This window comes from Sphingomonas populi, from assembly GCF_004208535.1.
Taxonomy (GTDB): Bacteria; Pseudomonadota; Alphaproteobacteria; order Sphingomonadales; family Sphingomonadaceae; genus Sphingomonas; species Sphingomonas populi.
The window spans coordinates 221,221-245,287 of the sequence record NZ_SGIS01000001.1; the positions used below are offsets into that span (position 1 = coordinate 221,221).

General features: G+C 65.8%; 25 protein-coding genes and 1 tRNA gene. 13 read left to right on the forward strand and 13 right to left on the reverse strand.

Annotated features, from left to right (window positions below; genetic code table 11):
* Positions 1-18: 18 nt before the first annotated feature.
* From EWE75_RS01045 to smpB, 3 genes are read right to left on the reverse strand one after another with little or no spacing between them, the layout of a single operon-like run.
* A complete protein-coding gene (locus EWE75_RS01045) occupies positions 19-2,067 on the reverse strand; it encodes a M13 family metallopeptidase (RefSeq protein ID WP_130154829.1) in 2,049 nt (682 codons plus the stop codon).
* Between the two features lie 42 nt (positions 2,068-2,109).
* A complete protein-coding gene (locus EWE75_RS01050) occupies positions 2,110-2,640 on the reverse strand; it encodes a DUF2062 domain-containing protein (protein ID WP_130154911.1) in 531 nt (176 codons plus the stop codon).
* 2 nt (positions 2,641-2,642) lie between these two features.
* Positions 2,643-3,125, reverse strand: a complete 483-nt coding sequence (smpB, locus tag EWE75_RS01055) for an SsrA-binding protein SmpB (protein WP_130154830.1) — start codon at positions 3,123-3,125, stop codon at positions 2,643-2,645.
* A 233-nt stretch (positions 3,126-3,358) separates the two neighbouring features.
* On the opposite strand from smpB, the gene EWE75_RS25440 reads away from it, so the two are divergent.
* The 3 genes from EWE75_RS25440 (at position 3,359) to EWE75_RS01070 (ending at position 5,545) form a co-directional block, all read left to right on the forward strand.
* The gene (locus tag EWE75_RS25440) at positions 3,359-3,502 is read left to right on the forward strand and encodes a hypothetical protein (protein WP_231708139.1); all 144 of its coding nucleotides are present in this window, start codon (positions 3,359-3,361) and stop codon (positions 3,500-3,502) included.
* Between the two features lie 86 nt (positions 3,503-3,588).
* The gene (locus EWE75_RS01065) at positions 3,589-4,428 is read left to right on the forward strand and encodes a DUF695 domain-containing protein (RefSeq protein ID WP_130154831.1); all 840 of its coding nucleotides are present in this window, start codon (positions 3,589-3,591) and stop codon (positions 4,426-4,428) included.
* A gap of 718 nt (positions 4,429-5,146) precedes the next feature.
* On the forward strand, positions 5,147-5,545 hold the full coding sequence (locus EWE75_RS01070) for a cupredoxin domain-containing protein (RefSeq protein WP_130154832.1): 399 nt from the start codon (positions 5,147-5,149) through the stop codon (positions 5,543-5,545).
* A gap of 1 nt (position 5,546) precedes the next feature.
* On the opposite strand, the gene EWE75_RS01075 is transcribed toward EWE75_RS01070, so the two are convergent.
* Both EWE75_RS01075 and serB read right to left on the reverse strand, forming a co-directional pair.
* On the reverse strand, positions 5,547-6,818 hold the full coding sequence (locus EWE75_RS01075) for an MFS transporter (RefSeq protein WP_231708140.1): 1,272 nt from the start codon (positions 6,816-6,818) through the stop codon (positions 5,547-5,549).
* A gap of 50 nt (positions 6,819-6,868) precedes the next feature.
* Positions 6,869-7,750: a phosphoserine phosphatase SerB gene (gene serB / locus EWE75_RS01080; RefSeq protein ID WP_130154833.1), complete on the reverse strand. Its 882-nt coding sequence runs from the start codon at positions 7,748-7,750 to the stop codon at positions 6,869-6,871.
* 93 nt (positions 7,751-7,843) lie between these two features.
* Between serB and miaA the strand changes: the two genes are divergently transcribed.
* The 7 genes from miaA (at position 7,844) to leuA (ending at position 15,729) form a co-directional block, all read left to right on the forward strand.
* Positions 7,844-8,767 carry a tRNA (adenosine(37)-N6)-dimethylallyltransferase MiaA gene (miaA, locus tag EWE75_RS01085; protein WP_130154834.1) on the forward strand — a complete coding sequence of 308 codons (924 nt, stop codon included), beginning with the start codon at positions 7,844-7,846 and terminating at the stop codon, positions 8,765-8,767.
* Positions 8,768-8,845: 78 nt separating this feature from the next.
* On the forward strand, positions 8,846-10,603 hold the full coding sequence (locus EWE75_RS01090) for an acetolactate synthase 3 large subunit (protein ID WP_130154835.1): 1,758 nt from the start codon (positions 8,846-8,848) through the stop codon (positions 10,601-10,603).
* Between the two features lie 138 nt (positions 10,604-10,741).
* Entirely contained in the window at positions 10,742-11,257 is a 516-nt protein-coding gene (gene ilvN / locus EWE75_RS01095) for an acetolactate synthase small subunit (protein WP_130154836.1), read from the forward strand.
* Positions 11,258-11,426: 169 nt separating this feature from the next.
* Positions 11,427-12,446, forward strand: coding sequence for a ketol-acid reductoisomerase (gene ilvC / locus EWE75_RS01100; RefSeq protein ID WP_130154837.1), 1,020 nt, complete (start codon positions 11,427-11,429; stop codon positions 12,444-12,446).
* 192 nt (positions 12,447-12,638) lie between these two features.
* A complete protein-coding gene (locus EWE75_RS01105) occupies positions 12,639-13,244 on the forward strand; it encodes a YceI family protein (RefSeq protein WP_130154838.1) in 606 nt (201 codons plus the stop codon).
* Complete coding sequence (locus EWE75_RS01110; RefSeq protein ID WP_130154839.1) at positions 13,241-13,861, forward strand: TMEM175 family protein; 621 nt, start codon at positions 13,241-13,243, stop codon at positions 13,859-13,861. Before EWE75_RS01105 ends, EWE75_RS01110 begins: the two co-directional genes overlap by 4 nt.
* Positions 13,862-14,067: 206 nt before the next feature.
* Positions 14,068-15,729: a 2-isopropylmalate synthase gene (leuA, locus tag EWE75_RS01115; protein ID WP_130154840.1), complete on the forward strand. Its 1,662-nt coding sequence runs from the start codon at positions 14,068-14,070 to the stop codon at positions 15,727-15,729.
* A gap of 143 nt (positions 15,730-15,872) precedes the next feature.
* Here the strand turns inward: leuA and EWE75_RS01120 are convergent, their stop codons facing one another.
* The 3 genes from EWE75_RS01120 to folE are packed head-to-tail and all read right to left on the reverse strand — an operon-like array spanning position 15,873 to position 17,645.
* Positions 15,873-16,256, reverse strand: a complete 384-nt coding sequence (locus tag EWE75_RS01120) for a dihydroneopterin aldolase (protein WP_282432655.1) — start codon at positions 16,254-16,256, stop codon at positions 15,873-15,875.
* On the reverse strand, positions 16,249-17,013 hold the full coding sequence (locus tag EWE75_RS01125; protein WP_206364647.1) for an SDR family oxidoreductase: 765 nt from the start codon (positions 17,011-17,013) through the stop codon (positions 16,249-16,251). Before EWE75_RS01125 ends, EWE75_RS01120 begins: the two co-directional genes overlap by 8 nt.
* 5 nt (positions 17,014-17,018) lie before the next feature.
* Positions 17,019-17,645, reverse strand: coding sequence for a GTP cyclohydrolase I FolE (gene folE / locus EWE75_RS01130; RefSeq protein WP_130154842.1), 627 nt, complete (start codon positions 17,643-17,645; stop codon positions 17,019-17,021).
* 226 nt (positions 17,646-17,871) lie between these two features.
* On the opposite strand from folE, the gene EWE75_RS01135 reads away from it, so the two are divergent.
* From EWE75_RS01135 to EWE75_RS01145, 3 genes are all read left to right on the forward strand, one after another.
* Entirely contained in the window at positions 17,872-20,337 is a 2,466-nt protein-coding gene (locus EWE75_RS01135) for a TonB-dependent receptor (protein ID WP_130154843.1), read from the forward strand.
* Between the two features lie 213 nt (positions 20,338-20,550).
* Positions 20,551-20,832, forward strand: a complete 282-nt coding sequence (locus EWE75_RS01140; protein WP_069205897.1) for an SWIB/MDM2 domain-containing protein — start codon at positions 20,551-20,553, stop codon at positions 20,830-20,832.
* Between the two features lie 123 nt (positions 20,833-20,955).
* Positions 20,956-21,588, forward strand: coding sequence for a hypothetical protein (locus EWE75_RS01145; RefSeq protein WP_130154844.1), 633 nt, complete (start codon positions 20,956-20,958; stop codon positions 21,586-21,588).
* 52 nt (positions 21,589-21,640) lie between these two features.
* Here the strand turns inward: EWE75_RS01145 and EWE75_RS01150 are convergent.
* From EWE75_RS01150 to EWE75_RS01170, 5 genes are all read right to left on the reverse strand, one after another.
* Positions 21,641-21,717: transfer RNA gene (locus tag EWE75_RS01150), tRNA-Arg, on the reverse strand.
* Between the two features lie 45 nt (positions 21,718-21,762).
* A complete protein-coding gene (locus EWE75_RS01155; RefSeq protein ID WP_130154845.1) occupies positions 21,763-22,209 on the reverse strand; it encodes a DUF1178 family protein in 447 nt (148 codons plus the stop codon).
* A complete protein-coding gene (locus tag EWE75_RS01160; protein ID WP_130154846.1) occupies positions 22,206-23,027 on the reverse strand; it encodes a carbon-nitrogen hydrolase family protein in 822 nt (273 codons plus the stop codon). Before EWE75_RS01160 ends, EWE75_RS01155 begins: the two co-directional genes overlap by 4 nt.
* On the reverse strand, positions 23,024-23,281 hold the full coding sequence (gene grxC / locus EWE75_RS01165) for a glutaredoxin 3 (RefSeq protein ID WP_130154847.1): 258 nt from the start codon (positions 23,279-23,281) through the stop codon (positions 23,024-23,026). The genes EWE75_RS01160 and grxC overlap by 4 nt, the downstream gene beginning before the upstream one ends.
* 35 nt (positions 23,282-23,316) lie before the next feature.
* Positions 23,317-24,060, reverse strand: coding sequence for a ComF family protein (locus tag EWE75_RS01170; RefSeq protein ID WP_427915756.1), 744 nt, complete (start codon positions 24,058-24,060; stop codon positions 23,317-23,319).
* Positions 24,061-24,067 lie beyond the last annotated feature (7 nt).

The following is a 24,067-nucleotide window of genomic DNA, read 5'->3' on the forward strand; positions in this document are numbered from 1 at the left end:
GGGATACGGTGCGTCCTGCTACCAGATCCGCACGCGCTGTTCGGGCGCGAGGTACAGTTTCTCGCCCGGCTTGGGCTTGAACGCGGCGTACCACGGATCGAGATTGCGGACGACGGCGGCGCGCTGTTCGGACGGGCTGTGCGGGTCGGTGAGCAGCCGCTGGCGCAAATTCGCCTCGCGGTAGCTGCGCCGCCACACCTGCGCCCAGCCGAGGTAGAAGCGCTGATCGGCGCTGAACCCGTCGATCACCGGCGGCTCCTTGCCGGCGAGCGAGGCGCGATAGGCGTCGTGCGCGATCGTCAGCCCGGCGAGATCGGCGGTGTTCTCGCCGAGCGTGAGGTGGCCGTTGACGTGCATGCCGGGCAGCGGCTCATAGGCGTCATATTCCTTGGCGAGCGCTTCGGTCCGCGCGTTGAACGCCTTGACGTCGGCGGGGGTCCACCAGCTCGCGAGTTGGCCATGCTCGTTATACTTGGCGCCCTGATCGTCGAAATGGTGGCTGAGTTCATGGCCGATCACCGCGCCGATGCCGCCATAATTGACCGCTGGATCGGCAGCGGGATCGAAGAACGGCGGCTGGAGGATCGCGGCGGGGAAGACGATCTCGACCATCGGCGGGTTGGCATAGGCGTTGACCTCCATCGGCGTCATGCCCCATTCCCAACGCTGGAGCGGCTTGCCGAGGTGGCCGACGTTATAGGCGTGGCTGAATTGGTTGGCGCGCCATTCATTGCCGAACGCATCGCCCGCCGTGATGGTGAGTCCGCTGTAATCCTTCCACTGGCTCGGATAGCCGATCTTGGGGGTGAAGGCGGCGAGCTTGGCGTGGGCGCGGCGCTTGGTCTCAGGCGTCATCCAGTCGAGCTTGTCGATGCGCGTGTCCATCGCGGCGATGATGTTGTGGACCAGCGCGTCGGCGGCCGCCTTGGTCTCGGGCGGGAAATATTTGGCGACGTAGAGCTTGCTGACCTCATCGTCGATCGCGCCGGTGGTGAACTGCACCGCACGCTTCCACCGCGCCTCCTGCTCGGGCGTGCCCGACAGAATGGTGCCGTAGAAAGCGAAATGCTCGTCGTCGAACGTCTTGGGCAGCACGTCGGCATACGCGTCGAGCGAGCGGACCAGCAGTTGATCGCGCAGCACGCCGAGCGGCGCGGCGGCGATCAGCCGGGCGATGCCGGTGACGGCGCTCGGCTGCGCGACGATGACGCTGTCGACCGGCGCGCCGAGGCCGGCGAAATAGCCGGCGAAGTCGAAGCCGGGGGCGGACTTGGCGAGCGCGGCGACGGTCAGCTTGTTGTAGGTCTTGTCGGCGTCACGGCTTTCGGTGCGGGTCCAGCTTATCGTGGCGATCTGGGTTTCATAATCGACGATCGCCTTGGCGCGGGCCTCTGCATTCGGTTCGCCGGCGAGCGTCAGCACCTTGGCGATGTGGGTCTGGTAGGCGGCCTTGGCCTCGGCGAGCTTGGCGTCCTTGCTCAGATAATAATCGCGGTCGGGCAGGCCGAGGCCGGATTGCTGGAGGCCGAGCGCATAGACTTCGGGGTTCTTGTCGTCCTGATTGACACCGGATGCGAACGGGCCGTCGATCCCGGCGCGGGCGGCTTCGGCGACCAGCTTTGCATAGCCGCTGCGGGCGTTGAGCGCCTTGACCTTGCCGAGCCACGGCTGGATCGGCGCGAGGCCCTTGGCGTCGATGGCGGAGCGATCGAGGAAGGTGGCGTAGGCGGTGCCGATCTTCGAGGATGGGTCTTTGGCGGCGGCTTCGAGGATGCCCTTGGTGCGCGCCTCGGACAGATCGGAGAGCAGGTTGAACGAGCCGTAGTTGGACTTGTCGGACGGGATCGGCGTGGTCTTGGCCCAGGTGCCGTTGCTGTAGCGGTAGAAATCGTCGCCGGGCGCGACCGAGCGGTCCATGCCCGCCTCGTCGAAGCCGAAGGTGCCGAACTGCGGCTTGGTGGCTGGCGTTGCGGCGGGGGTCGCGGTCTGGCTGACGACCGGGCTGATCGCAAAGCCGGCCAGGATCGTGGCGGACAGCAAAGCCGCGAGGGTAGAGGATCTCAACATGACGCACCCCGATAAGTTTGGATGCGGTGTTCTACGCGAATGTTACAGCGCTGGTCCAGCCCGGCGCAGCGCCCGCGCGCGCCACTTGCGCACGATCCACCAGCGCCAGCCAAGCGCACTCGCCGCGAAGCCCGTCACCGCGAACACGGTCGTGAGGGTGAGCAGGCCGACCACCAGCGACGGCCCGGCCTGCGAGACGAGCCAGTGCAGCCAGCTCTGACCGACGTGGACGGTCGCGCCCTCGTAGCGGAGCAGCCGGCTGCCGATCCAATAGGCCGCCACCCACAGCGGCGGCGTGGTCAGCGGGTTGGTGATGAAGGTGGTGAGCGCCGCGGTGGGAATGTTGGCGCGCAAGGGCAGCGCGAGCAGCGCCGACAGCGGCACCTGCGCGACCGGGAACAGGATGCCCGTCACCATGCCGAGCGCGACCCCGCGCGGCACCGAGCGCCGCGTGAACCGCCACAGCGCCGGTTCGAGCACGCGGTGCGCGACCGGGCGGAGCAAGCGGTTGCGCTCGAGGCTCTCGCGGGTCGGCAGGTTGCGGTGCGCCCAGGCGGCGGCCTTCGCGAACATCGTCAACCGCGATCCCGCATCAGGCGGCCCTGGTCACGCTTCCACTCGCGCTCCTTGGTGGCCTCGCGCTTGTCGTGATCCTTCTTGCCCTTGGCGAGCGCGAGCTCGACCTTCGCGCGGCCCTTCGAGTTGAAGTAGATCATCAGCGGCACCAACGTCATGCCTTGCCGCGCGACCGCACCGTGCATCTTGTTGATCTCGCGCTCGTGCAGCAGCAATTTGCGCGGGCGCTTGGGCTCGTGGTTGAAGCGGTTGCCGTGGCTGAATTCGGGCACGTTCGAGTTGATCAGCCAGACCTGATTGTCCTTCACCTCGGCATAGCTCTCCGCGATCGAGCCGGTGCCCGAACGCAGCGACTTCACCTCGGTGCCGGTCAGCGCGATGCCGGCCTCGTACACCGTCTCGATCGCGTAATCGTAGCGCGCGCGCCGGTTCTCGGCGACGATCTTGGTCTTTTCGAAAGCAGGGGGTTTGGGACGGGCCATAAGAGACGGGCATGTAAGGCGCGGGGCTGGCAATGGGAAGGCCGGAGTTGTGGGCGATCCACCCGCTCCGCGATTGAAGGCGATCGTTCAACAAGGCATAATGGCATGGTGACGATCAAGCCCGCCGTCCTTAGCCAGCTACCGCTTTCGACGATCGACACTGTAGTCTTCTACAAACGCGACGAGATCACGACGGACTTGATATGCTGCGACGTTGAAGTGGCACGTCGCGTATGGACGTCCATGAGGAGGCGGCGGGTTGGGCGGACTTGATCGCGCACCTGTCGGCCTTGCCGGGTTTTCGTGACGACTGGTATGAAGCGGTCGTCAAACCTCCCTTCGCGACCAGCGAGACGGTGGCGTTCAATCGGCAATGATCGCCCGGTAGCGGACGTTGATAAGCGTTCTTCAGCAAGCTACGAGCCGTTGGTCTTGCTTGGGAAAATCATCCGGGGGCGCGGAAATGATAAAGAAGATCGCCTCCTTTTTATTGGGTTTTTCCTCTTTTTCGCTACCTGTCAGTGCCCATACGGACAAAGCGCCATCTTCAAATAGCGACCGTTGGATGATCTACGAACGTGTCGCGTCCGACGGTAAGCCACTGGTAGTTGTCGCTAGAACAGGCAACGCCCAAGTTCAGACGCTGCTGCTAAACGGGCGGGCGACGGTCGTGATTTGCCGGACCGACCCCACGAACGTGAATGATCAGGGGATGCCACAAGGTACAAACCGCCTCTATTCCATCGAAGACAAACTTGATGAGGAACTACCCGCAACGGGGGCGCTCCGCGTTGCGAGCGTTACTGGTCAAGGCCAGCGCCGCATGTTCTTTGTGCATCACGGGCCAATCGATTTTTCGCCGGTGCTGCAGACTAACCGAGTTCCCGGATTTATCTGCGATGCATCAGAAGTGGACGATCGCCGAGCATTGATCCAGCTCGTTACGCCAACACCGCTCGAAAGCCAGTTGAATGGCGATCAAGACGTTATTGCCAATCTTCAAAAGAGCGGTGACGACGGACACGCGCCGAGGAAGACGGACTTTTGGTTTTATGGGCAGCGGAAATCACTCGGGTCGCTTGCTGCCAATCTCAAGACTCACGGCTTTTCTGTCGATCATTGGCTAAGTGGTCCGAACGGCGTCGTACTTTCGCGTAAAATGCCGGTCGACTTCGCGACATTCCAAGCGCTGACACCTATTATCGTCGGCGCGGCCGAACAGTCCGGGGTCGATTATGATGGATGGGAGACGTTCATCGTTACTCAAAATCCGACCCAGCCGAACGACAGGAAGGATCATTAGCGATACGCAACCGAAACGTCCGCTTTCCACCCACCTCACGCCGTTCCGAGGCTCCACGCCCGCGCGAACAGCTTGAAAGCTGAACGGTAGCTACCGGGAGGAAAAGCAGCCGGACGGCAGTCGCCCACTTGTCGCCGAACGGCAACGAGTGCGATGATCCCCCAATGCGACACTCGTTCACAATCATAGTAGCCGCGATTATGCTGACGGGTGCGAGCGCATGCCATCGCAAAGAACCCGTCATTTGCCGGACGACGCCTCCTGAACGTTCCGAGGATTAACAACGCTGGGCTGACGACGTAACCGCCGCCCATTGTGAGCATTTGCGTATGGAACCTGCGCCGCCCGCACGGCAAGCAGCCCCTGCGAACGGCAGATAGCCACCAGCTTTTGCCGTTCGATAAGCGCTGTTGTCGACCTGTCCTACACGCGCCGTTTTCGCCATGCTTCCGGCCATGCTTTCCGACCGTATCAGCGCCAACCACGCCGCTCCCGCTTCGCGACTGGCGACGTGGGTCGGCGGCCCGCAACGCCCAAACATGACACTCCCGCACGGTGCGTCCGGTGGACAACCTTTGCAGCTTTCGCCGTTCGCCTTCGCCCAAATCGAAACGATGCGCGCGCGTGCCGCCCCCCAAAACCGCTGCTCGCACCGCCAGCGGAACGAACCCGACGCTGCATCATTGGCACATCCGACATCCCAACCGGAGACACCCCGATGAAAGCCCTTATCCTCACGCTGGCCGTGCTGGCCGCCCCCGCCGCCGCGCAGGCGCCCAATTGGGCGAAGGCGCAGCCGATCGCGATCACCATGACCGACCACGGCTTCGTGCCTCGCCGGATCGTGCTGCGGCAGGGCGCGCCGTATGTGCTGCGCGTCACCAACCGCTCCGACAAGGGCCACAACCTAACGCAGAAGGCGTTCTTCGCCGCCGCGCGGGTGCGCGCCGAGGATCGTGGCGAAACCCGCGACGGGCAGATCGTGCTGCGCGCGGGCGAGCGCGCGACGGTGCGGTTTCTTGCCCCGGCCACGCGGCGCGGCGGCACCTATCAGTTCAGCAGCACGACGCTCGCCGATGCCAGCGACGATTATAAGGGCGTGTTCGTGATCCGGTGAGTCAGCGCGCGCTGGTCGCGCGCCGCGCGATCGCCAGCCCGCCGAGGCTCAGCGCGCCGGCCGCGACCAGCAGCATGCCCACCGCCCATAACCCTTCGCTCTTGGCGAGCGCGGACGCGCCCATCGGCGTCAGCGCGCCGCCGATGATCCCGCCCATGCTGAACGCGAGGCTCACCGCAGTATAGCGCACGCCGGCGGGGAACAGCTCCGGGATGAAGCCGCCGAGCGGCCCGTAGGTGAATCCCATCACGAACAGCGCGGCCGCCAGCCACAGCCACACCCCGAACAGCGACGCCGCGCCCAGCCCCGGCGCGATCGTCAGCCCGGCGACGATGCATCCGAAGAAGCCGAACGCCATCACCCGCCGCACGCCGTACCAATCGGCCAAGACGGTCGCGACGATCACGCCGAGCGCGAGGAACAGCACCGCCGCCATCTCGATCGCGAGATACGCTTGCCGGCCATGCCCCTGAACGCTCGTCCCATAGCCGAGCGCGAAGGCGGTCGAGAGGTAGAACAGCGCATAGCAGGCGACCACGCAGAATGTCGCCGCGAGCACCGGCTTGAGATGATCGCGCAGCAGTTCGGCGAACGGCACCGGCGGGATCGCGTCTTTCGCTTCGGCCTCCAGGAACGCGGGCGTTTCGGTGAGCTTGAGCCGCACCCACAGGCCGAGCAGCACCAGCACCGCGCTGGTCAGGAACGGCAGCCGCCAGCCCCAGGCGAGGAAATCCGCGTCGCTCATCACGCTGCCGAGGATCAGGAAGAAGCCATTCGCGGCGACGAACCCCACCGGCGCGCCGAGCGGCGGGAACATGCCGTAGCGCATTTCCCAGCCCTTGGGCGCATTCTCGACCGCGAGCAGCGACGCCCCGCCCCATTCGCCGCCGAGGCCAAGCCCCTGCCCGAAGCGCAATACGCACAGGATCGCCGGCGCCACCCAGCCGACCTGCGTATAGGTCGGCAGGAAGGCGATCAGCACGGTCGATCCGCCCATCAGCATCAGGCTGGCGACGAGCGTGGATTTCCGCCCGATCCGGTCGCCGAAATGGCCGAACAGCGCCGCGCCGACCGGCCGGGCGATGAAGGCCACGCCGAACACGGCGTAGGAGGACAGCAATTGCACCGCCTTGTCGGCGGTCGGGAAGAACAACGGCCCGAACACCAGCGAAGCGGCGGTCGCATAGATGTAGAAATCGTAGAACTCGACCGTGGTGCCGGTCAGGCTAGCGAGCAGCACGCGGCTATGCGCGGTCATCGTGTGGCGAGGCATCGCGCCTGATCGCTCGCACGCGGCGAACGGTCAAGCCGGTGCGGAGCGGATCAGGCTCGCACCCACTCCGCGCGCGGGATGCCCTGCGCGTAGAGCAATGCGGTGAGATCGCCGTGGTCGATCCGTGCGGCGGCGGCGGCCGCGACGATCGGCTTGGCGTGGTACGCGACGCCGAGCCCCGCCGCGCCGATCATCGCGAGATCGTTGGCGCCGTCGCCGACTGCCAGCGTCGCCGCTTCCGGCAGGCCGAATTCGGCAGTGGCGGCGCGCAAAGTGTCGAGCTTGGTCTGCGCGCCGACGATCGGTTTGGTGACGGTGCCGCGCAGTGCGCCCTCGGCGATCTCCAGCCGGTTGGCGATCGCGCGGTGGAAGCCGATCTTCGCCGCGACCGGCTCGGCGAAGCGGGTGAACCCGCCCGAGACGAGGATCGCGGTGGCGCCCCAGCCGCGCATCGTCTTCACCAGTGCCTCGGCGCCGGGCATGATCTTCACGCGCTCGTCGAGGCAGCGCTGGATGACGCCCTCGTCCAGCCCCTTGAGCAAGGCGACGCGTGCATCGAGCGCCGATTCGAAATCGAGTTCGCCGCGCATCGCCGCTTCGGTGACGGCGGCGATCTGCGCCTTGATGCCCGCGTAATCGGCGAGTTCGTCGATGCATTCGACCGTAATCATCGTCGAATCCATGTCGGCGACGAGCAAGTGCTTGCGGCGGCCCTCGGCGGGTTGGACGACGACATCGACTCCGGCGCATGCGCCTTCGAGCGCCTGCCGCGCGGCATCGGGCGAGAGTGTGAAGGCGAGATCGGCGGCGTCGCCGGCGTCGAGCCAGCCGCCCGCCACGCTCGAACAGCCGGCGGCGTCGAGCCGGTCGCGGGCTTCGGAAATATCGCCTGCGGTGAGCCGGCCCGGTGCTATCAACGTGGCGATGAACATTCGTTACCCTTCACTACCCTCCCCCGTTCGTGCTGAGCCTGTCGAAGCAGGTGTTGCGCGACAGGCCCAGGGCGAACGAGAAGAGATGGTCGCATGACCGAACTCCCGAAGGTCGCGCTCATTACAGGGCCGACGGCGAGCGGCAAGTCCGCGCTCGCACTGGCGCTGGCGGAAGCGCGCGGCGGCGTGGTCATCAACGCCGATTCGGCGCAGGTCTATCGCGACCTGCGCATCGTCTCGGCGCGGCCCTCTGACGCAGAGGAAGCGCGCGCGCCGCATCGGTTGTTCGGCCACGTCGATGGCGCCGACGCCGGCTATTCCGCCGCGCGCTGGGCGAGTGAGGCGCGCGTGGAGATCGACGCGGCGCATTCGGCGGGCAAACTGCCGATCCTCGTCGGCGGCACCGGCCTGTATCTGCGCACGCTGCTCGATGGCATCGCGCCGGTGCCCGAGATCGACCCGGCAATCCGCGCGGAGGTCCGTGCGCTGCCGGTGGCGGAAGGCCATGCGCAGCTTGTCGCGCTCGATCCGACGATGGCCGCCGCGCTCAACCCGGCCGACACCACCCGCGTCGCCCGCGCGCTGGAGGTGGTGCGATCGACCGGACGTTCGATCGGCGACTGGCGCGCGGCGAAGCACGGCGGCATCGGCGACCGCATCGAGCTCGCCGCGCTGATCCTGCTGCCTGACCGCGCTTGGCTGAGCGCGCGGATCGACTCGCGCTTTGCGACGATGGTGCGCGATGGCACGGACGAAGTTGCCACGCTGCTCGCCCGCGCCGACGTACCCGCCGACGCGCCGGTGCGCCGTGCGATCGGTGTGCCCGAGATCGCGGCGATGCTGGGTGGGGAGATCGACGCCGCCTCCGCCGCCGCAGCGGGCGCCACGGCGACGCGCCAATACGCCAAGCGGCAATATACCTGGTTCCGAAATCAGCCGCCCGAGAGCTGGATTCGCACGAGCGAGACAGAAACATCCGCACAATTTGAACAATTGGCAATTTTATTACAACGATAGCGGTTGACGCGTATGTTTCATGCGATTAGCAGCGCCGCTCCGACGATGCTATGCGGAACGCCGCAAAGGAGACCTGCCGTGGCCGAGAAAAGTGGAGCCGATATCCTGATCGAGACGCTGTGCGATCTCGGTGTGGAGATCGTGTTCGGCTACCCGGGTGGAGCGGTGTTGCCGATTTACGACGCGATGTTCCGGTCGGGCCGGATCAAGCACATCCTCGTCCGCCACGAACAGGCGGCGACGCATGCCGCCGAGGGTTATGCCCGTTCGACCGGCAAGTGCGGTGTCGTGCTCGTCACGTCGGGTCCGGGTGCGACCAACGCCGTCACCGGCATCACCGACGCGCTGATGGATTCGATCCCGATGGTCGTGCTGACCGGACAGGTGCCGACCGCGCTGATCGGCACCGATGCCTTCCAGGAGGCCGACACGGTCGGCATCACGCGGCATTGCTCGAAGCACAATTACCTCGTCAAAGATCCGGCCAAGCTGGCGGAGACCATCAAGGAGGCGTTCCATATCGCCACCTCGGGCCGCCCCGGCCCGGTTGTGGTCGATATCCCCAAGGACGTGCAGGTCGCGACCGCGCGCTACGTCAAGACGCCCGCCGCAACCACCGCGACGGTCCACAAGACCTATCGCCCGCAGGTGAAGGCCGACCCGGCGCTGATCGAGCAGGCGGTGGACATGCTGGCGGCGGCGGAACGGCCGATCCTGTATACCGGCGGCGGCATCATCAACGCCGGTCCAGGCGCGAGCCAGGTGCTGCGCGAGCTGGCCAAGATCACCGGCGCGCCGGTCACCTCGACGCTGATGGGGCTGGGCGCGCTGCCCGCCTCGTCGCCGCAGTGGCTGGGCATGCTCGGCATGCACGGCACTTACGAAGCCAATCACGCGATGAACCAGGCCGATCTGATCCTGTGTATCGGCGCGCGCTTCGATGACCGCGTGACCGGGCGGCTCGACGCGTTCAGCCCGAACAGCCGCAAGGTTCACATCGATATCGATCGCTCGTCGATCAACAAGAACGTCCGTGTCGATCTCGCGATCGTCGCCGATGCCGGCCGCGCGCTGGAGGATCTGGTGCGCGTGTACAAGGCGCGGCGGCATCCTAAGCCCGATCTGGCCGACTGGTGGCAGCGGATCGAGACGTGGCGCGCGGTCAAGAGCCTCGGCTTCCCGCCCTCCACCAAGGAGATCATGCCGCAGCAGGCGATCCGCTCGCTGTGGGAGGCGACGCACCACCGCAACCCGATCATCACCACCGAGGTCGGCCAGCATCAGATGTGGGCGGCGCAGCACTTCGATTTCGAAGGGCCGAACAAGTGGCTGACGAGCGGCGGCCTCGGCACGATGGGCTATGGCCTGCCCGCCGCGATCGGCGCGCAGCTCGGCAATCCGGGTGCGCTCGTCATCGACATCGCCGGTGAGGCCTCGATCCAGATGAACATCCAGGAGCTCGGCACGGCGACTCAATACCGGCTGCCGGTCAAGATCTTCATCCTCAACAACCAATATATGGGGATGGTCCGCCAGTGGCAGGAGCTGACCTATTCGAGCCGCTATTCGGAGAGCTATTCGGACGCGCTGCCCGATTTCGTGCGGCTGGGCGAGGCTTATGGCTGGAAGGGCATCCGCATCGAGGGGCCGGACCAGCTCGACGACGGCATCGCCGACATGCTCGGCTATGACGGCCCGGTGATCGTCGATTGCCGTGTCGCACAGCTCGCCAATTGCTTCCCGATGATCCCGAGCGGTGCCGCGCATACCGACATGCTGCTCTATTCGAGCGAAGTGTCGGGCGAGATGGACGACCGCGCGAAAGCGCTGGTGTGATGACGTTCATCGCTAAGGCTGCTCCCCTCCCTGAAAGGGAGGGGCCGGGGGTGGGTCGGTCCGAGAGGAACCGTTTCGCCCGCCCCATACCCACCCACCCCCGTCCCCTCCCTTTCAGGGAGGGGTGAAGGTTCGGCCATGCACATCCAGCAACAAACCGCAGAACGGCACACGCTCGCCGTCATCGTCGATAACGAACCCGGCATCCTCGCGCGGATCGCGGGGCTGTTCACCGCGCGCGGCTATAATATCGAGAGCCTGACCGTCTCGGAGATCACCGAGGACAAGGCGGTCAGCCGGATCACCATCGTCACCTCGGCCAGCCCGCCGGTGCTCGAACAGATCGTCGCGCAGCTCGACCGGCTGGTGCCCGTCCACAAGGTCCGCGACCTGACGGCGGAGGGCGACCATGTCGAGCGCGAGCTGGCGCTGGTCAAGGTGCGCGGCACCGGCGACCACCGCATCGAAGCGTTGCGCCTCGCCGAGGTGTACCGCGCGCGTGTCGTCGATGCGACCATCTCCAGCTTCGTGTTCGAGGTGACCGGCGGCATCGACAAGATCGACAAGTTCGTGACGCTGATGAGCGAGGTCGGGCTGATCGAAGTCGCCCGCACCGGCATCGTCGCGATCTCGCGCGGCAAGGACGCCGCTTAGCTATAAACCCCTCTCCCAGCGGGAGAGGGAGGGGCCCGGCGCGCAAGCGACGGGAGGGTGAGGGCGAGAGCCCGCAAGCCCGATCACCCTCACCAACTTCGACGAGGCAGCAAGCTGCCAAGTCTCCGTATCCTCTCCCAAAGGGAGAGGGAAAGAAAGGGAACGAACAATGCGTGTCTATTACGATCGCGACGCCGATCTGAACCTCATCTCCGACAAGAAGATCGCCATCGTCGGCTATGGCTCGCAGGGCCACGCCCATGCGCAGAACCTGCGCGATTCGGGCGTCAAGGAGGTGGCGATCGCGCTGCGTGCCGGCTCGGCGACCGCCGCCAAGGCCGAGGCTGCCGGCTTCAAGGTGATGCCGACCGCCGAGGCTGCCGCCTGGGCCGACATCACCATGATCCTCGCGCCCGACGAGAATCAGGCCGCGATTTACGCGCAGGATCTCCACGCCAACCTCAAGCAGGGTGCGACGATCGCGTTCGCGCACGGCCTCAACATCCACTTCGGCTTGATCGAGCCGCGCGAAGACCTCGACGTCATCATGATCGCGCCGAAGGGCCCGGGCCACACAGTCCGCAGCGAATATGTGCGCGGCGGCGGCGTGCCGTGCCTGATCGCGATCCATCAGGACAAGAGCGGCAACGCGCACGACATCGGCCTCGCCTATGCGAGCGGCGTCGGCGGTGGCCGTTCGGGCATCATCGAGACCAACTTCCGCGAGGAATGCGAGACCGATCTGTTCGGCGAGCAGGCCGTGCTGTGCGGCGGCACCACCGCGCTGGTGCAGGCCGGCTTCGAGACTTTGGTCGAGGCGGGTTATGCGCCGGAAATGGCTTATTTCGAGTGCCTGCACGAGCTTAAGCTGATCGTCGACCTGATGTATGAAGGCGGCATCGCCAACATGCGCTATTCGATCTCGAACACCGCCGAGTATGGCGACATCAAGACCGGCCCGCGCATCATCACCGAAGAGACCAAGAAGGAAATGAAGCGCGTGCTTGCCGACATCCAGTCGGGCCGCTTCGTCAAGGACTTCGTGCTCGACAACCGCGCCGGCCAGCCCGAGCTGAAGGCGGCACGCGGCCTCGCGCAGCGCCACCCGATCGAGGAAACCGGCGCCAAGCTGCGCGCGATGATGCCGTGGATCGGCGCCAACGCGCTGGTGGACAAGGCCAAGAACTGATCTGAAATCCCTACCCATTCGTGTCGAGCGAAGTCGAGACAGCCCGCGCTACAGGCGTGGGGCTGCCTCTCGACTTCGTTCGGGACGAACGGGGATGGCAGCACGATCGCGAAACGATCCGTTGCCAACTCTGGCTTTGTCTTGAACAGCTTACATCGCCAAATGCGCGTCTCCCCATCGGAGACCACCCCAATGCGCCTTGCTCTTACCGCGCTACTCGCCCTCGCGGCGACGCCCGCCCTCGCCCAGTCTGACGTCGGCCCTGGCACCGCCAATCCCGCACAGGTCGCCGCCGGCACCTATGCGATTGATCCGCTCCACTCGCAGGTGCTGTTCACCGTCAAGCACATGGGCTTCACCTTCTATAGCGGCCAATTCACCGAGCCGACCGGCACGCTGGTGCTCGATCCCAAAAAGCCCGCTGCCGACAAGGTCGATATCAGCTTCCCGACCAACAAGGCCGTCACCACGGTCGCGCATCTGAACGAGCATCTCGCCTCGGACCAGTTCCTCGATTCGGCCAAGTTCCCGACCGCGCGCTTCGTCTCGACCAAGGTGACGGTCAGCGGCACCAAGGCGACGATCGCGGGCACGCTGACGCTGCATGGCGTGACGCGGCCGGTGGTGCTCGATGCGCGCTTTGTCGGCGGCGGTGTCAACCCGATGAGCAAGAAGCCGACGATCGGCTTCCAGGCGACCACCACGATCAAGCGCAGTGATTACGGCGTGACCTTCCTCGCCGATCTCGTTTCGGATAGCGTACCGCTCACCATCAACGCTGCATTCGAGGCACAATGACCGATACGCCGTCCGAAGAGACCGAGGGCCGGCCCGGCGTTGGCCGCGTCGAAGCGTTTTCGGACGGCGTTATCGCCATCATCGTGACGATCATGGTGCTGGAGCTTCACCCGCCGATTTCGGAGGGAATGGCGAAGCTGTGGACCTTGTGGCCGGTGTTCCTCGCCTATGTGCTGAGCTACGCCTATGTCGCGATCTATTGGGTGAACCATCACCGACTGTTCGGCCACGCCACGCATGTCACCAATGGTCTGCTGTGGTCGAACATCCTGCTGCTGTTCGCGCTGTCGCTGGTGCCGTTCTCGACCTCATACCTCGGCGAACATCATTTCAACCGCGAAGCAACCTGGCTGTACCTCGCCACGATGCTGCTGCCATCGGTCGCCTATGCATGGCTGCAAGCGACGATCCGCCACACCGGCAAGCGCGGCCCCGCCGCCGAACGTTTCTATGCCGCCAGCACGCGCAAGGGCTGGGCGGCGGCGCTGATCTACGCGCTCGGCATCCCGCTGACCTTCGTGTCGCCGTGGCTTGGCATCGGCTGTGCCGCGCTGGTGGCGGTGCTGTGGTTCCTGCCGCAGAGCCGGATCGACGCGCTGTTCGCGCCCGCTCGCTGAACGACCGCCCGCGCGAATTTCGCATGATGAGGCTGGACAGTCTCCCCTGCCCCACGCTATCGGGCCAGACGATGACGATCGGGATCGCCCTGCTGCTTCGACTTACGCGCCCTTAGGCGCGACTGTCACCGTGCGCGGGCTTGGCCCCACGCACACCGCGCCTGAGGGCCAAAGCCATCCCGTCCCTTCAGCCAGCGAGAAACATTATGCTGCGCGATCCTTCGACCAAATACCGACCTTTTCCGCAGATCGACCTGCCCAACCGCGAATGGCCTTCGCGCACCATCACCAAGCCGCCGCGCTGGCTCTCGACCGATTTGCGCGACGGCAACCAGGCGCTCATCGACCCGATGGACGCCGAGAAGAAGACGCGGATGTTCGATCTGCTCGTCAAGGTCGGCCTCAAGGAGATCGAGGTCGGCTTCCCGAGCGCGGGCGCGACGGAGTTCGATTTCATCTCCGGGCTGGTCAAGACCGGCCGCATCCCCGACGACGTGACGGTGCAGGTGCTGACCCAGTCGCGTCGCGACCTGATCCAGACCAGCTTCGAAAGCCTGCGTGGCGCGCCCAAGGCGATCGTCCACCTGTACAATGCGGTCAGCCCGGCGTGGCGCAAGATCGTGTTCGGCCTGACCCGCGAGCAGATCAAGCAGATCGCGATCGACGGTGCCAAGATCCTGCGCGACTGCGCCGCCGCGCAGCCCGACACCGACTGGCATTTCGAATATAGCCCCGAGACGTTTTCCACCGCCGAACTCGATTTCTCGGTGGAGGTTTGCGAGGCGGTGATGGACGTGCTGCGCCCGACGCCCGAGCATAAGCTGATCCTCAACCTGCCCGCCACGGTCGAGTGCGCGACGCCCAACATCTATGCCGACCAGATCGAATGGTTCGGCAAGCATATCCGTAACCGCGATTCGATCGCGATCAGCCTGCACACCCACAACGATCGCGGCACCGGGGTCGCGGCGGCGGAACTCGGGCTGATGGCGGGTGCGGACCGTGTCGAGGGCTGTCTGCTCGGCAATGGCGAGCGCACCGGCAATTGCGATCTCGTGACGGTCGCGCTCAACATGTACACGCAAGGGCTGTCGCCGGGGCTGGACCTGTCCGACATCGACGAGGTGGTCAACACCATCACCTATTGCACGCAACTGCCCGTGCATCCGCGCACGCCGTATGCGGGCGATCTGGTGTTCACCGCTTTCTCGGGCAGCCATCAGGACGCGATCAAGAAGGGCTTCGCGTCGCAGGAAGCGCGCAACGACGAGCTGTGGGAAGTCCCCTACCTGCCGATCGACCCCGCCGATCTCGGCCGCAGCTACGAGGCGGTGATCCGCGTCAATTCGCAAAGCGGCAAGGGCGGCGTCGCCTGGGTGATCGAGCAGGACAAGGGGCTGAAGCTGCCCAAGCGGCTCCAGGCCGACTTCAGCCGCCACGTCCAGGCACTCGCAGACGAGACCAGCCGCGAACTCAACGCCGCCGACATCTGGGGGCAGTTCGAGAAGAGCTATCTGGCGAAGGCGGACGACCGGTTCGTGCTCGGCGCGTATGATGAGACGCGCGGTCCCAATGGCGACCGCATCTTCGCCGGCGATATCGAAGTGGCGGGCGAGCATCATTCGGTGAGCGGGCGCGGCAACGGCCTGATTTCGAGCGTGGTCGCGGCGATCCGAGACGAGTTCGGGGTTGATCTCGAAGTCGCCGATTATGTCGAACATGCGATCGGCAAGGGATCGGACGTCCGTGCGGCCGCCTATGTCGAATGCCGCACCGACGACGGGCGAACGGTGTGGGGCGTGGGTATCGACGAGGATATCGCCACGGCCTCCGTGCGCGCGGTGCTGAGCGCGGCGAACCGGGCGTAAAGATCCTCCCCACGCAGTGGGGAGGGGAACCAGCCGCAGGCTGGTGGAGGGGGGCTTCCACAAGCGATATCGCTTGTGGAAGCCCCCCTCCACCACTCGCTTCGCTTGCGGTCCCCCTCCCCGTGCCGGGGAGGATCAAAAGGTTAGCGCCGCCGCACCACCTCGCACCCGACGCGTGCGTCGGGATAGATATCGGTCTTCATCGTCCGCACGCGCACGCCGGCGATACGCGGATCGACCAGCGCGAGCGCGGCGATTTCGTCGCAGAGCGTTTCCTGCAATTCGAAGTGGCGCGACGCGGCCAGCGCGAGGATGCGTTCGCGCAGGAAATCGTAATCGACCACCGCGTCGATGCGGTCCTCAGGCGCGGCATCGCCATAATCGCAGTGGAGCCACACGTTGACCAGCACGCGCTGCGGCGCGGCGCGCTCGACCGGGTGGATGCCGAGGCCGATCATCACCTCCAGCGCCTCCAACAGCACGGTATAGGTCGCCCGGCCCCCGCCGCTGTCGCCGAAATCAGTCAAGCGCGCGCTCCCGGGTTGCGAACATCACGTCGCTGTCGCGGGTGATGAAGCGCTGGCCGCAATCGACGAACACATTCTGGCCGGTGATGCTCGGGCACTCCAGCAACCACGCCACCGTGCCAGCGATATCCTCGGCGGCGACCGGGCGGCGCAGCAGATTGTCGCGGGCCACCGCATGAAATTCTTGCGGAGACTGGTCATGGCTGGTCATCGTCAGCCCCGGCGACACCGCGTTGACACGCACGCGCGGCGCGAGCGCTTGCGCCAGCATCACCGTCGCGCTGTCGAGCGCGGTCTTACTGAGCGAGTAGGAGAAGAAATCGGGGTTGAGGTTGGCGATCTTCTGGTCGAGCACGTTGACCACCGCGCCGTCCGCCAGCCCGTCCTGTCGCGCCAATGCCGTCGCCAGCGCGACCGGCCCGGCGAGGTTGGTCCGCATCATCGTCGCGAACAGATCGGCGTTCTCATGCGGGGGGCGGTCGAAATCGAACAGCGAGGCGCAATTGACCAGCCCGTCGATCACGCGCCCCGCCGCCCTGCCCGCGTCGGCGAACAGGCGGTTGGGGTCATCGGATATGTCACCGTGGATCAGCGACACCTCGGCACCGCCGGAGCGTAGCTCGGCGGCGAGCGCCTCGGCATCCTCAGCAGACTGGAAATGGTGGAGCACGACCCGATGCCCGCCCGCCGCGAGCCGGCGCGCGATCGCCGCGCCGATCCGCCGCGCGGCGCCGGTCACCAGCACAGTGCGGAGCATCACGATCAGCCCTTGAGGCCGATCAGCGACAGCACTTCCTTGCGGCTGCGCTCATCATCGCGGAACACGCCCATCATCCGGCTGGTGGTCATCGTCACGCCGGGGGTACGCACGCCACGCGCGGACATGCAGGCGTGGTTCGCCTCGATCACCACCGCCACGCCGAGCGGCTTGAGATTCTTCCAGATGCAATCCGCGACCTCGGCGGTGAGCCGTTCCTGCACTTGCAAGCGGCGCGCGAAGGCGTGCAGCACCCGCGCCAGCTTGGAAATGCCGACCACGTAATTGCCCGGCAGATAGGCGATGTGCGCCTTGCCGATGATCGGCGCCATGTGATGCTCGCAATGCGACTGGAACGGAATGTCCTTGAGCAGAACGATCTCGTCATAGCCGCCGACCTCCTCGAACACGCGCGAGAGGTGGTGGGCGGGATCATCGGCATAGCCGGCGCAATATTCCTTCCAGGCGCGCGCGACGCGTCTGGGCGTGTCGATCAGCCCTTCGCGCGTGGGATCATCGCCTGCCCAGCGGATCAACGTCCGCACCGCTTCGGCGACATCATCGGGAACCGCGATTTTACCGTCACTCTCAAATAGGTCGCCCGAGTTCGCTACGTCGGTCCGCTCACTCATCCTAAATCCTTCACAAGTCCCGACATCGTTCCGATCGCCACCGACAAGCCGACCATTTCAACCATTTTGATCGAAATAGTATCTCATCCTAAACGATCTCGGACTTTTACCGCGATACTCTTCTGATCCATTGACGTGTAAATCGCTGGCGCGCTACCCCGACTATGGGAAACAGGAAGAGTGACCGGCCAGACAGGCAGGCGCGCAAAAAGGGTCGTCATCCACGATGAGATATGAGCTGCTTGCGGCCTCCGCAATGGCGTTGACGGTCGCGGTGCCCGCGCAGGCGGCGGACGATGTATCCCAGCGTGGCGACGATATCGTCGTCACCGCCACAAAACGCGACGAAACGCTGCGGCAGGTGCCCCTTTCGGTCTCCGTGACGTCCGCCGAGACGATCGCGCGGGCACATATCGTCGATGTGATCGATCTGCAGTCGGTGGTGCCCTCGCTCAAGGTGCAGCAGTTCAACGCGGTCGGGCAGACCAATTTCCTGATCCGCGGCTTCGGCAACGGCAACGGCAATGACGGCATCGAAAGCTCGGTCGGCGTGTTCGTCGATGGCGTGTACCGCACGCGCACCTCGGCTGCGATCGACGACCTGCCCGAGGTCGAACGGATCGAAGTGCTGCGCGGGCCGCAGTCGACGCTGTTCGGCAAGAACGTGTCGGCGGGGGCGATCGGCATCATCACCAAGCGGCCCGCGTTCGAATGGGGCGGCAAGGCCGAACTGAGCGTCGGCACTTACGGGCTGATGCAGGGCAAGGCGAGCCTCAACGCGCCGCTCGGCCGCACGGTGGCGGTGCGGCTGTCGGGCGCGGTCGACGAGCGTGACGGCTATATCCACAGCCTCGCGACGGGCCAGGACATCAACAACCGCCACCGCGTCTCGGTGCGTGGCGATGTGCTGTGGCAGCCGACGGCGGATTTCGCGCTGCGCGTGATCGGCGATTACAACCGCATCGCCGAACTGTGCTGCGGGGTCGCATCGGTGCGCAATGGCCCGGCCACCCGGCTCATCGCCCTCGGCCTCGGCAAGCCGGTCGGTGACGCTACCGATATCTTCGCGCGCACCTCGGTTAGCAACACCGATCCGACCAACCGGCTGATCGGCAAGGGCGTCTCCGCGCAGGCAGATTACACCTTGGGCTTCGCCAAACTCACGTCGATCACCGCGTACCGCGACCAGATAAACCAGTCGCGGCAGGATGTCGATTTCACTGGCGCCGACATCGTCACCAATGCGGCGGCGAACCACATCAAGACCTTCACGCAGGAGCTGCGCCTCGCCTCGACCGGCACCGGGCGGCTGAACTGGCTGATCGGCGGCTTCTATCAGGATGAGCATGTCGAAACCGGCCGCGACATCCGCTTCGGCCGCGATGCGCGCGCCTTCGCTGATGGTCTATCGGGCGGCGCGATCGCACAGCTCGAAACGCTGCAATCGCTCGTCAATCCCGCGATCCTGCCGGGCCGCACCTATTTCCAGCCGGGTCAGGGCATCTCGGACCGCTACACGCTCGCCCAGCGCGCGTTCTCGCTGTTCGCCGATGCGGATTTCAAGCTGACCGAGCGCCTCAAGATCGGCGGCGGCGTAGCGTATATGAACGATCGCAAGGCGGCGCGATCGTTCGTGTCGCTGCAAGACCCGTTCTCTTCGCTCGATCTCGGCAATGTCCGCGAACTCGGGCTGCTGCCGCTGGCGATCCTCAACCCGGCCGCACCCGCCGGCGCGACGATCCCGACCAACCTGTTCAGCCCGCTCACCGCGCTGCAATTCTTCTACGCCAACGCACCCGGCCACGCGCCCGTGAACTTTCCCAACGCGCGCGAAAGCGGCGTATTACGCGGCGATAAGGTGACCTATTCCGCTCGCGTCGCTTATGATTTCGGGCCGGTGAGCACCTATGTCACCTATGCGACCGGCTGGAAGGCGGGCGCGATCAACCTTTCGTCAGACAGCCGCCCGCCTGACCAGACTGGCGTCGGCCGCACCGCCGCGCCCGAGAATGTCACTTTGTACGAAGCCGGCGTGAAGGGCGCGTTTGGCGGCGGCTATATCAACCTCGCGGTGTTCAAGCAGACCATCAAGGGCTTCCAGTCGAACATCTTCAAGGGGTTCGGCTATGCGCTCGTCAATGCCGGCCAGGAATCGGTCCGGGGGTTTGAGGTCGATACCGTCTATGCGCCGGTGAAGATGCTGTCGCTGGCCGGGTCTGTCACGTATCTCGACGCGAAATACGATTCCTTCACCGGCGCGGCGTGCGTCAGCTATGATCCGGTGCGCTGTCCGATCGATCCGAACACCGGGCTTACGCCACCGTTCCGCGACCTGACCGGCCAGCTCCCGGCCGGCATCGCCGAGTGGAGCGCGTCGGGATCGGCGACAGTGTCGCATGATCTCGCGCCCGGCGTCGGCGGCTATCTGCGTGCCGAATATGACTATATGAGCCCGACCTACCAGACCGAAAGCTCGCCGCCCGACGTGGCGACCTGGGGATATCACATCCTCAACGCCAGCGTTGGCGTGACGGTGGCGGCCGCCAAGCTGGAGATGATGCTATGGGCACGCAACCTGACTGACGACCGCGCGATCGTCAGCACCTTCCCGACGACGGCGCAGGACGGCAGCTACAGCGGCTATATCCAGCAGCCGCGCACCTACGGCGCGACGATCCGCAAGGCGTTCTGAGCGGGAATGCTTAATTCCACGCTTACGATCAGCATTTGCATCTGCGTGGAAGCGCCAGTATCGAGCGCGACCCGGCCCGCTTCCGAAACGAACGGGCTATTTGCCGCTCGGGCGAGGTGACATCGGAGGGAAGGCGGCGCACACACGTCGCCGCGCTGCCCGCAGCGTAGCACCGATGTCGGCCCGAACGACACACAGCAGGAAGGACTCACAATGGCAAAAACCCCGACCGCAGCAGCCGCCGCACCCAAGACTGGCGGCATCCACGCGCCGATCCAGCCCTCGGAAGATCTCGCCGCGATCGTCGGCAACGACCGTCTGCCGCGCAGCGAAGTCATCAAGAAGGTTTGGGATTACATCAAGGCGAACAACCTTCAAAATCCTGAAAACAAGCGCGAAATCGTCGCGGACGAGAAGCTGAAGAAGATCTTCGGCAAAGACAAGGTGACGATGTTCGAAATGAACAAGCACCTCGCGGGCCACATGAAAGCCTGAACGGTATTGCGGGCGCCGGCGGATACGCCGGCGCCTCGCGTCTCCCATCAGTTCCGACCGCTTCGGAACTATGATCGAGCGACGATCGTTTCGCCCTCAAGATTTCACAATCGAGAGGCCATTATGAAACGCTCCAATCTTATCGCCACCACCGTGGGCGCCACCGCGTTGATGTTCGCCGGCTCGCCAGTGTTCGCACAGGGCAAGGCCGATCGCGCGCGCGCCGCCATCGCCGAAGCGCACGGCAAGATCGACGCCGCCAACAAGGTCGGTGTCGCGGGCGATGCACCACGCCTTCAGGCCGAGGCGCAGGCCGCGCTTCGCACCGCCGAGGAAGAGCTCGCGCGCGGCAAGAAGGACGAAGCCATCGCCGACGCGCTCCACGCCTCGGAACTCGCCGACACCGCGCTCGGCGCGGCGCAGCAGGCGCGGAACGCCCAGGCGAGCGCACAGCAGGCCGACGCTCAGGCCGCTGCCGCGCAGGCCCAGCAGCAGGCGCAGGCAGCCAACGAACGTGCCGACGCAGCGCAGCAGCAGGCCGCCGCGTCAGCCGCCGATGCCGCCGCCGCGCGCGCCGCGCCGCCGGTGATCATCGCGGCGCCCACCCCGACGCCGACCACGACCATCACCACCGAGACAACCAAGCAGGCCGTCGCCGCGCCGGCGGTGCATCGCCGCGTCGTGCGCAAATCGACCGCGCCGAAAGCCCGCACGGTCGAGAAGACCACGACCAGCGTCACCACCTCTCAGCAGTAATGCCGCTCGGGCGCCGCGTGTGCGGCGCCCGTTTCAGCGCGATGTCGGAGAATGGTGGTCCCGGAGGGACTCGAACCCCCGACGCCCACATTAGGAATGTGGCGCTCTATCCTGCTGAGCTACGGAACCAATCGCTCACCCTGTACCGACAGGAGCGCCCACGCTCAAGCGGTGTCAGTTCACCGCGTCGGGCGGGATGATCGGCAAGGGCAAAGGCGCGACGGGTACGCCTTCCTCGATCAGCGATCTGGCCTCGGCGAGCGAGGTCTGGCCGTGGATCGGCGCGACGGGCAGATCGCCGGCATGCATCGCGCGGGCGCGTTCCGGGAAGGCCGCGCCGACCCATTCCGACTTTTCCAGCGCCTTGGCCTGAGCCGTGGCGAGCGCCTTCATCGCCGCCTTGATCGCGGCGGGCGTCGGCGTCTCATCGGCCTTGGCGATGGCGCGGCTGTTGCCCTTGGGCGCGACGTTGGGCGCCATCACCGCCTTGACGATCTCGGCGTCGCCGCACACCGGGCAGGAGAGCAGGCCGCGCGTGCGCTGGTCCTCATAGGCCGCGCTCGACCCGAACCAGGCTTCGAACACATGCGACCGCGTGCAGCGCAGATCGAAAACGATCATGCCGAAACGACATCGGGGATCGCGCGGCGGTGCGCGATGACGGGCACGCGCGCGCGCACGTCGGCGATGCGTGCGGGATCGATTTCCGCGAAACCGAGGCCGGCCTCCTCGCCCATGTCGAGCAGGACGGTGCCCCACGGATCGATCACAAGCGAATGGCCATAGGTGGCGCGGCCATCCTCATGCGTGCCGGTCTGCGCGGCGGACACGACATAGGCCGCCGATTCGATCGCACGAGCGCGCTGGAGGATGTGCCAATGCGCTGCCCCGGTCGGCCGGGTGAAGGCGGCGGGAATCGCCAGCACGGTCGCGCCGGCGTTGCTGAGCGCGCGGAACAGATCGGCGAAGCGAAGATCGTAGCAGATCGCGAGGCCGAGGTGTCCAGCCGGCGTATCGACCACGACGGCGCCTTGGCCGGGCGCGTAAGACGCCGATTCGCGCCAGCTTTCGCCGCTCGGCAGATCGACGTCGAACAAATGCAATTTGTCGTAGCGCGCGCGGATTTCGCCCTGATCGTCGATCACGAAGGCGCGGTTGGCGAGCCGTCCGTCTTCACCCTGCACCGCCAGCGAGCCGAGATGCACCCAGACCTTGTGTTCCATCGCCGCAGCGCGCGTCGCGGCGAGCACGAGATCGTCGCTCTCGGCGCGCAGATGCGGCTTGGCGCGCGCACGGTTCTGGTCGATCAGCCCCGACATTTCGGGCGTGAACAGCATCGCCGCCCCGCCCGCAGCGGCAGCCGCCACCGCACCGACGATGGTACGCGCGTTTGCCTGCGGGTCGATCCCGCTGGTCATCTGGAGCAGCGCGATCTTCATGCCGCGAGCAATTCGTCCAGCTTGCCGGTACGCTCGAGCGCGGCGAGATCATCCGACCCGCCGACATGCGTATCGCCGATGAAGATCTGCGGCACGGTCGAACGGCCGTTGGCACGATCGAGCATTTCGGCGCGCTTGGGGCCGCCCATCGTGATGTCGAATTCCTCGACCTCGACGCCCTTCGACGCGAGCAACCGCAGCGCGCGCGTGCAATAGGGACAGAAGGCCTTGGTGTAGATTTGTGTCTTTGCCATCACCCAAACGTGTGCAGTCGCCCCGCGCTTGTCAATCACGGGCCGTCCGAATCGAGCACGCGCGCCCAGCACAGGATCGCGACCGATCGCGCCCCAGCGGCCAGTAACGTCGCGGTGCAGGCATCGGTGGTGGCGCCGCTGGTATAGATGTCGTCGACCAGCGCGATCGCCTTGCCCCGCACGCGCTCAGGCCGCGATATGGCGAACGCGTCCTTCACCGCCCGCGCCCGCGCATTCACACCGAGTCCGCGCAGCATCGGCGTCGCCCGCGTTCGTCTCAAAGCCAGCGGGTCCGCCGGCACTCCGCCGGCGCGGGCGAGCGATGTTGCGATCAGCGCGGCCTGATTGAACCCGCGCGACCATAGCCGCCAGCGGTGCAGCGGCACCGGCACGATCAGGTCCGCGCCCGCCGGCATCAATCGCGCCATCTGCCGCCCGACCGTCTCGGCGAACGCGATCCGCCCGCCGTATTTCAGCCGCAGCGCAACCGTGCGCGCGACATCGCCATAAGCGACCGCCGCGAACACGCCGGCATGGCGCGGCGGCTCGGCGAGGCAATCGGGACATTGTTCCGAAATGCCGTAATCGAACGGGGCTTGGCACGTCGCACACCACGGCGGGGCGAGGAAACGCAGCGCCCCCCAGCAGGTCGCGCAGAAGCGATGATCCTCGCCCGTCACCGCCCCGCACCCCGGGCAGCGCGGCGGCAGCGCGAGACCGGCGATGAACTGCAAGGGCGCGGCGAGCGACACAGCCCCTTGTCGCTGGCGCGGGGACACGGCACAA

Bases quoted from the DNA above. Each gene is read 5' to 3' on its own strand.
- EWE75_RS01045 (WP_130154829.1), bottom strand. From the start codon at position 2,067: ATGTTGAGATCCTCTACCCTCGCGGCTTTGCTGTCCGCCACGATCCTG.
- EWE75_RS01050 (WP_130154911.1), bottom strand. From the start codon at position 2,640: ATGTTCGCGAAGGCCGCCGCCTGGGCGCACCGCAACCTGCCGACCCGC.
- smpB (WP_130154830.1), bottom strand. From the start codon at position 3,125: ATGGCCCGTCCCAAACCCCCTGCTTTCGAAAAGACCAAGATCGTCGCC.
- EWE75_RS25440 (WP_231708139.1), top strand. From the start codon at position 3,359: ATGGACGTCCATGAGGAGGCGGCGGGTTGGGCGGACTTGATCGCGCAC.
- EWE75_RS01065 (WP_130154831.1), top strand. From the start codon at position 3,589: ATGATAAAGAAGATCGCCTCCTTTTTATTGGGTTTTTCCTCTTTTTCG.
- EWE75_RS01070 (WP_130154832.1), top strand. From the start codon at position 5,147: ATGAAAGCCCTTATCCTCACGCTGGCCGTGCTGGCCGCCCCCGCCGCC.
- EWE75_RS01075 (WP_231708140.1), bottom strand. From the start codon at position 6,818: ATGCCTCGCCACACGATGACCGCGCATAGCCGCGTGCTGCTCGCTAGC.
- serB (WP_130154833.1), bottom strand. From the start codon at position 7,750: ATGTTCATCGCCACGTTGATAGCACCGGGCCGGCTCACCGCAGGCGAT.
- miaA (WP_130154834.1), top strand. From the start codon at position 7,844: ATGACCGAACTCCCGAAGGTCGCGCTCATTACAGGGCCGACGGCGAGC.
- ilvN (WP_130154836.1), top strand. From the start codon at position 10,742: ATGCACATCCAGCAACAAACCGCAGAACGGCACACGCTCGCCGTCATC.
- ilvC (WP_130154837.1), top strand. From the start codon at position 11,427: ATGCGTGTCTATTACGATCGCGACGCCGATCTGAACCTCATCTCCGAC.
- EWE75_RS01105 (WP_130154838.1), top strand. From the start codon at position 12,639: ATGCGCCTTGCTCTTACCGCGCTACTCGCCCTCGCGGCGACGCCCGCC.
- EWE75_RS01110 (WP_130154839.1), top strand. From the start codon at position 13,241: ATGACCGATACGCCGTCCGAAGAGACCGAGGGCCGGCCCGGCGTTGGC.
- leuA (WP_130154840.1), top strand. From the start codon at position 14,068: ATGCTGCGCGATCCTTCGACCAAATACCGACCTTTTCCGCAGATCGAC.
- EWE75_RS01125 (WP_206364647.1), bottom strand. From the start codon at position 17,013: ATGCTCCGCACTGTGCTGGTGACCGGCGCCGCGCGGCGGATCGGCGCG.
- folE (WP_130154842.1), bottom strand. From the start codon at position 17,645: ATGAGTGAGCGGACCGACGTAGCGAACTCGGGCGACCTATTTGAGAGT.
- EWE75_RS01135 (WP_130154843.1), top strand. From the start codon at position 17,872: ATGAGATATGAGCTGCTTGCGGCCTCCGCAATGGCGTTGACGGTCGCG.
- EWE75_RS01140 (WP_069205897.1), top strand. From the start codon at position 20,551: ATGGCAAAAACCCCGACCGCAGCAGCCGCCGCACCCAAGACTGGCGGC.
- EWE75_RS01145 (WP_130154844.1), top strand. From the start codon at position 20,956: ATGAAACGCTCCAATCTTATCGCCACCACCGTGGGCGCCACCGCGTTG.
- EWE75_RS01155 (WP_130154845.1), bottom strand. From the start codon at position 22,209: ATGATCGTTTTCGATCTGCGCTGCACGCGGTCGCATGTGTTCGAAGCC.
- EWE75_RS01160 (WP_130154846.1), bottom strand. From the start codon at position 23,027: ATGAAGATCGCGCTGCTCCAGATGACCAGCGGGATCGACCCGCAGGCA.
- grxC (WP_130154847.1), bottom strand. From the start codon at position 23,281: ATGGCAAAGACACAAATCTACACCAAGGCCTTCTGTCCCTATTGCACG.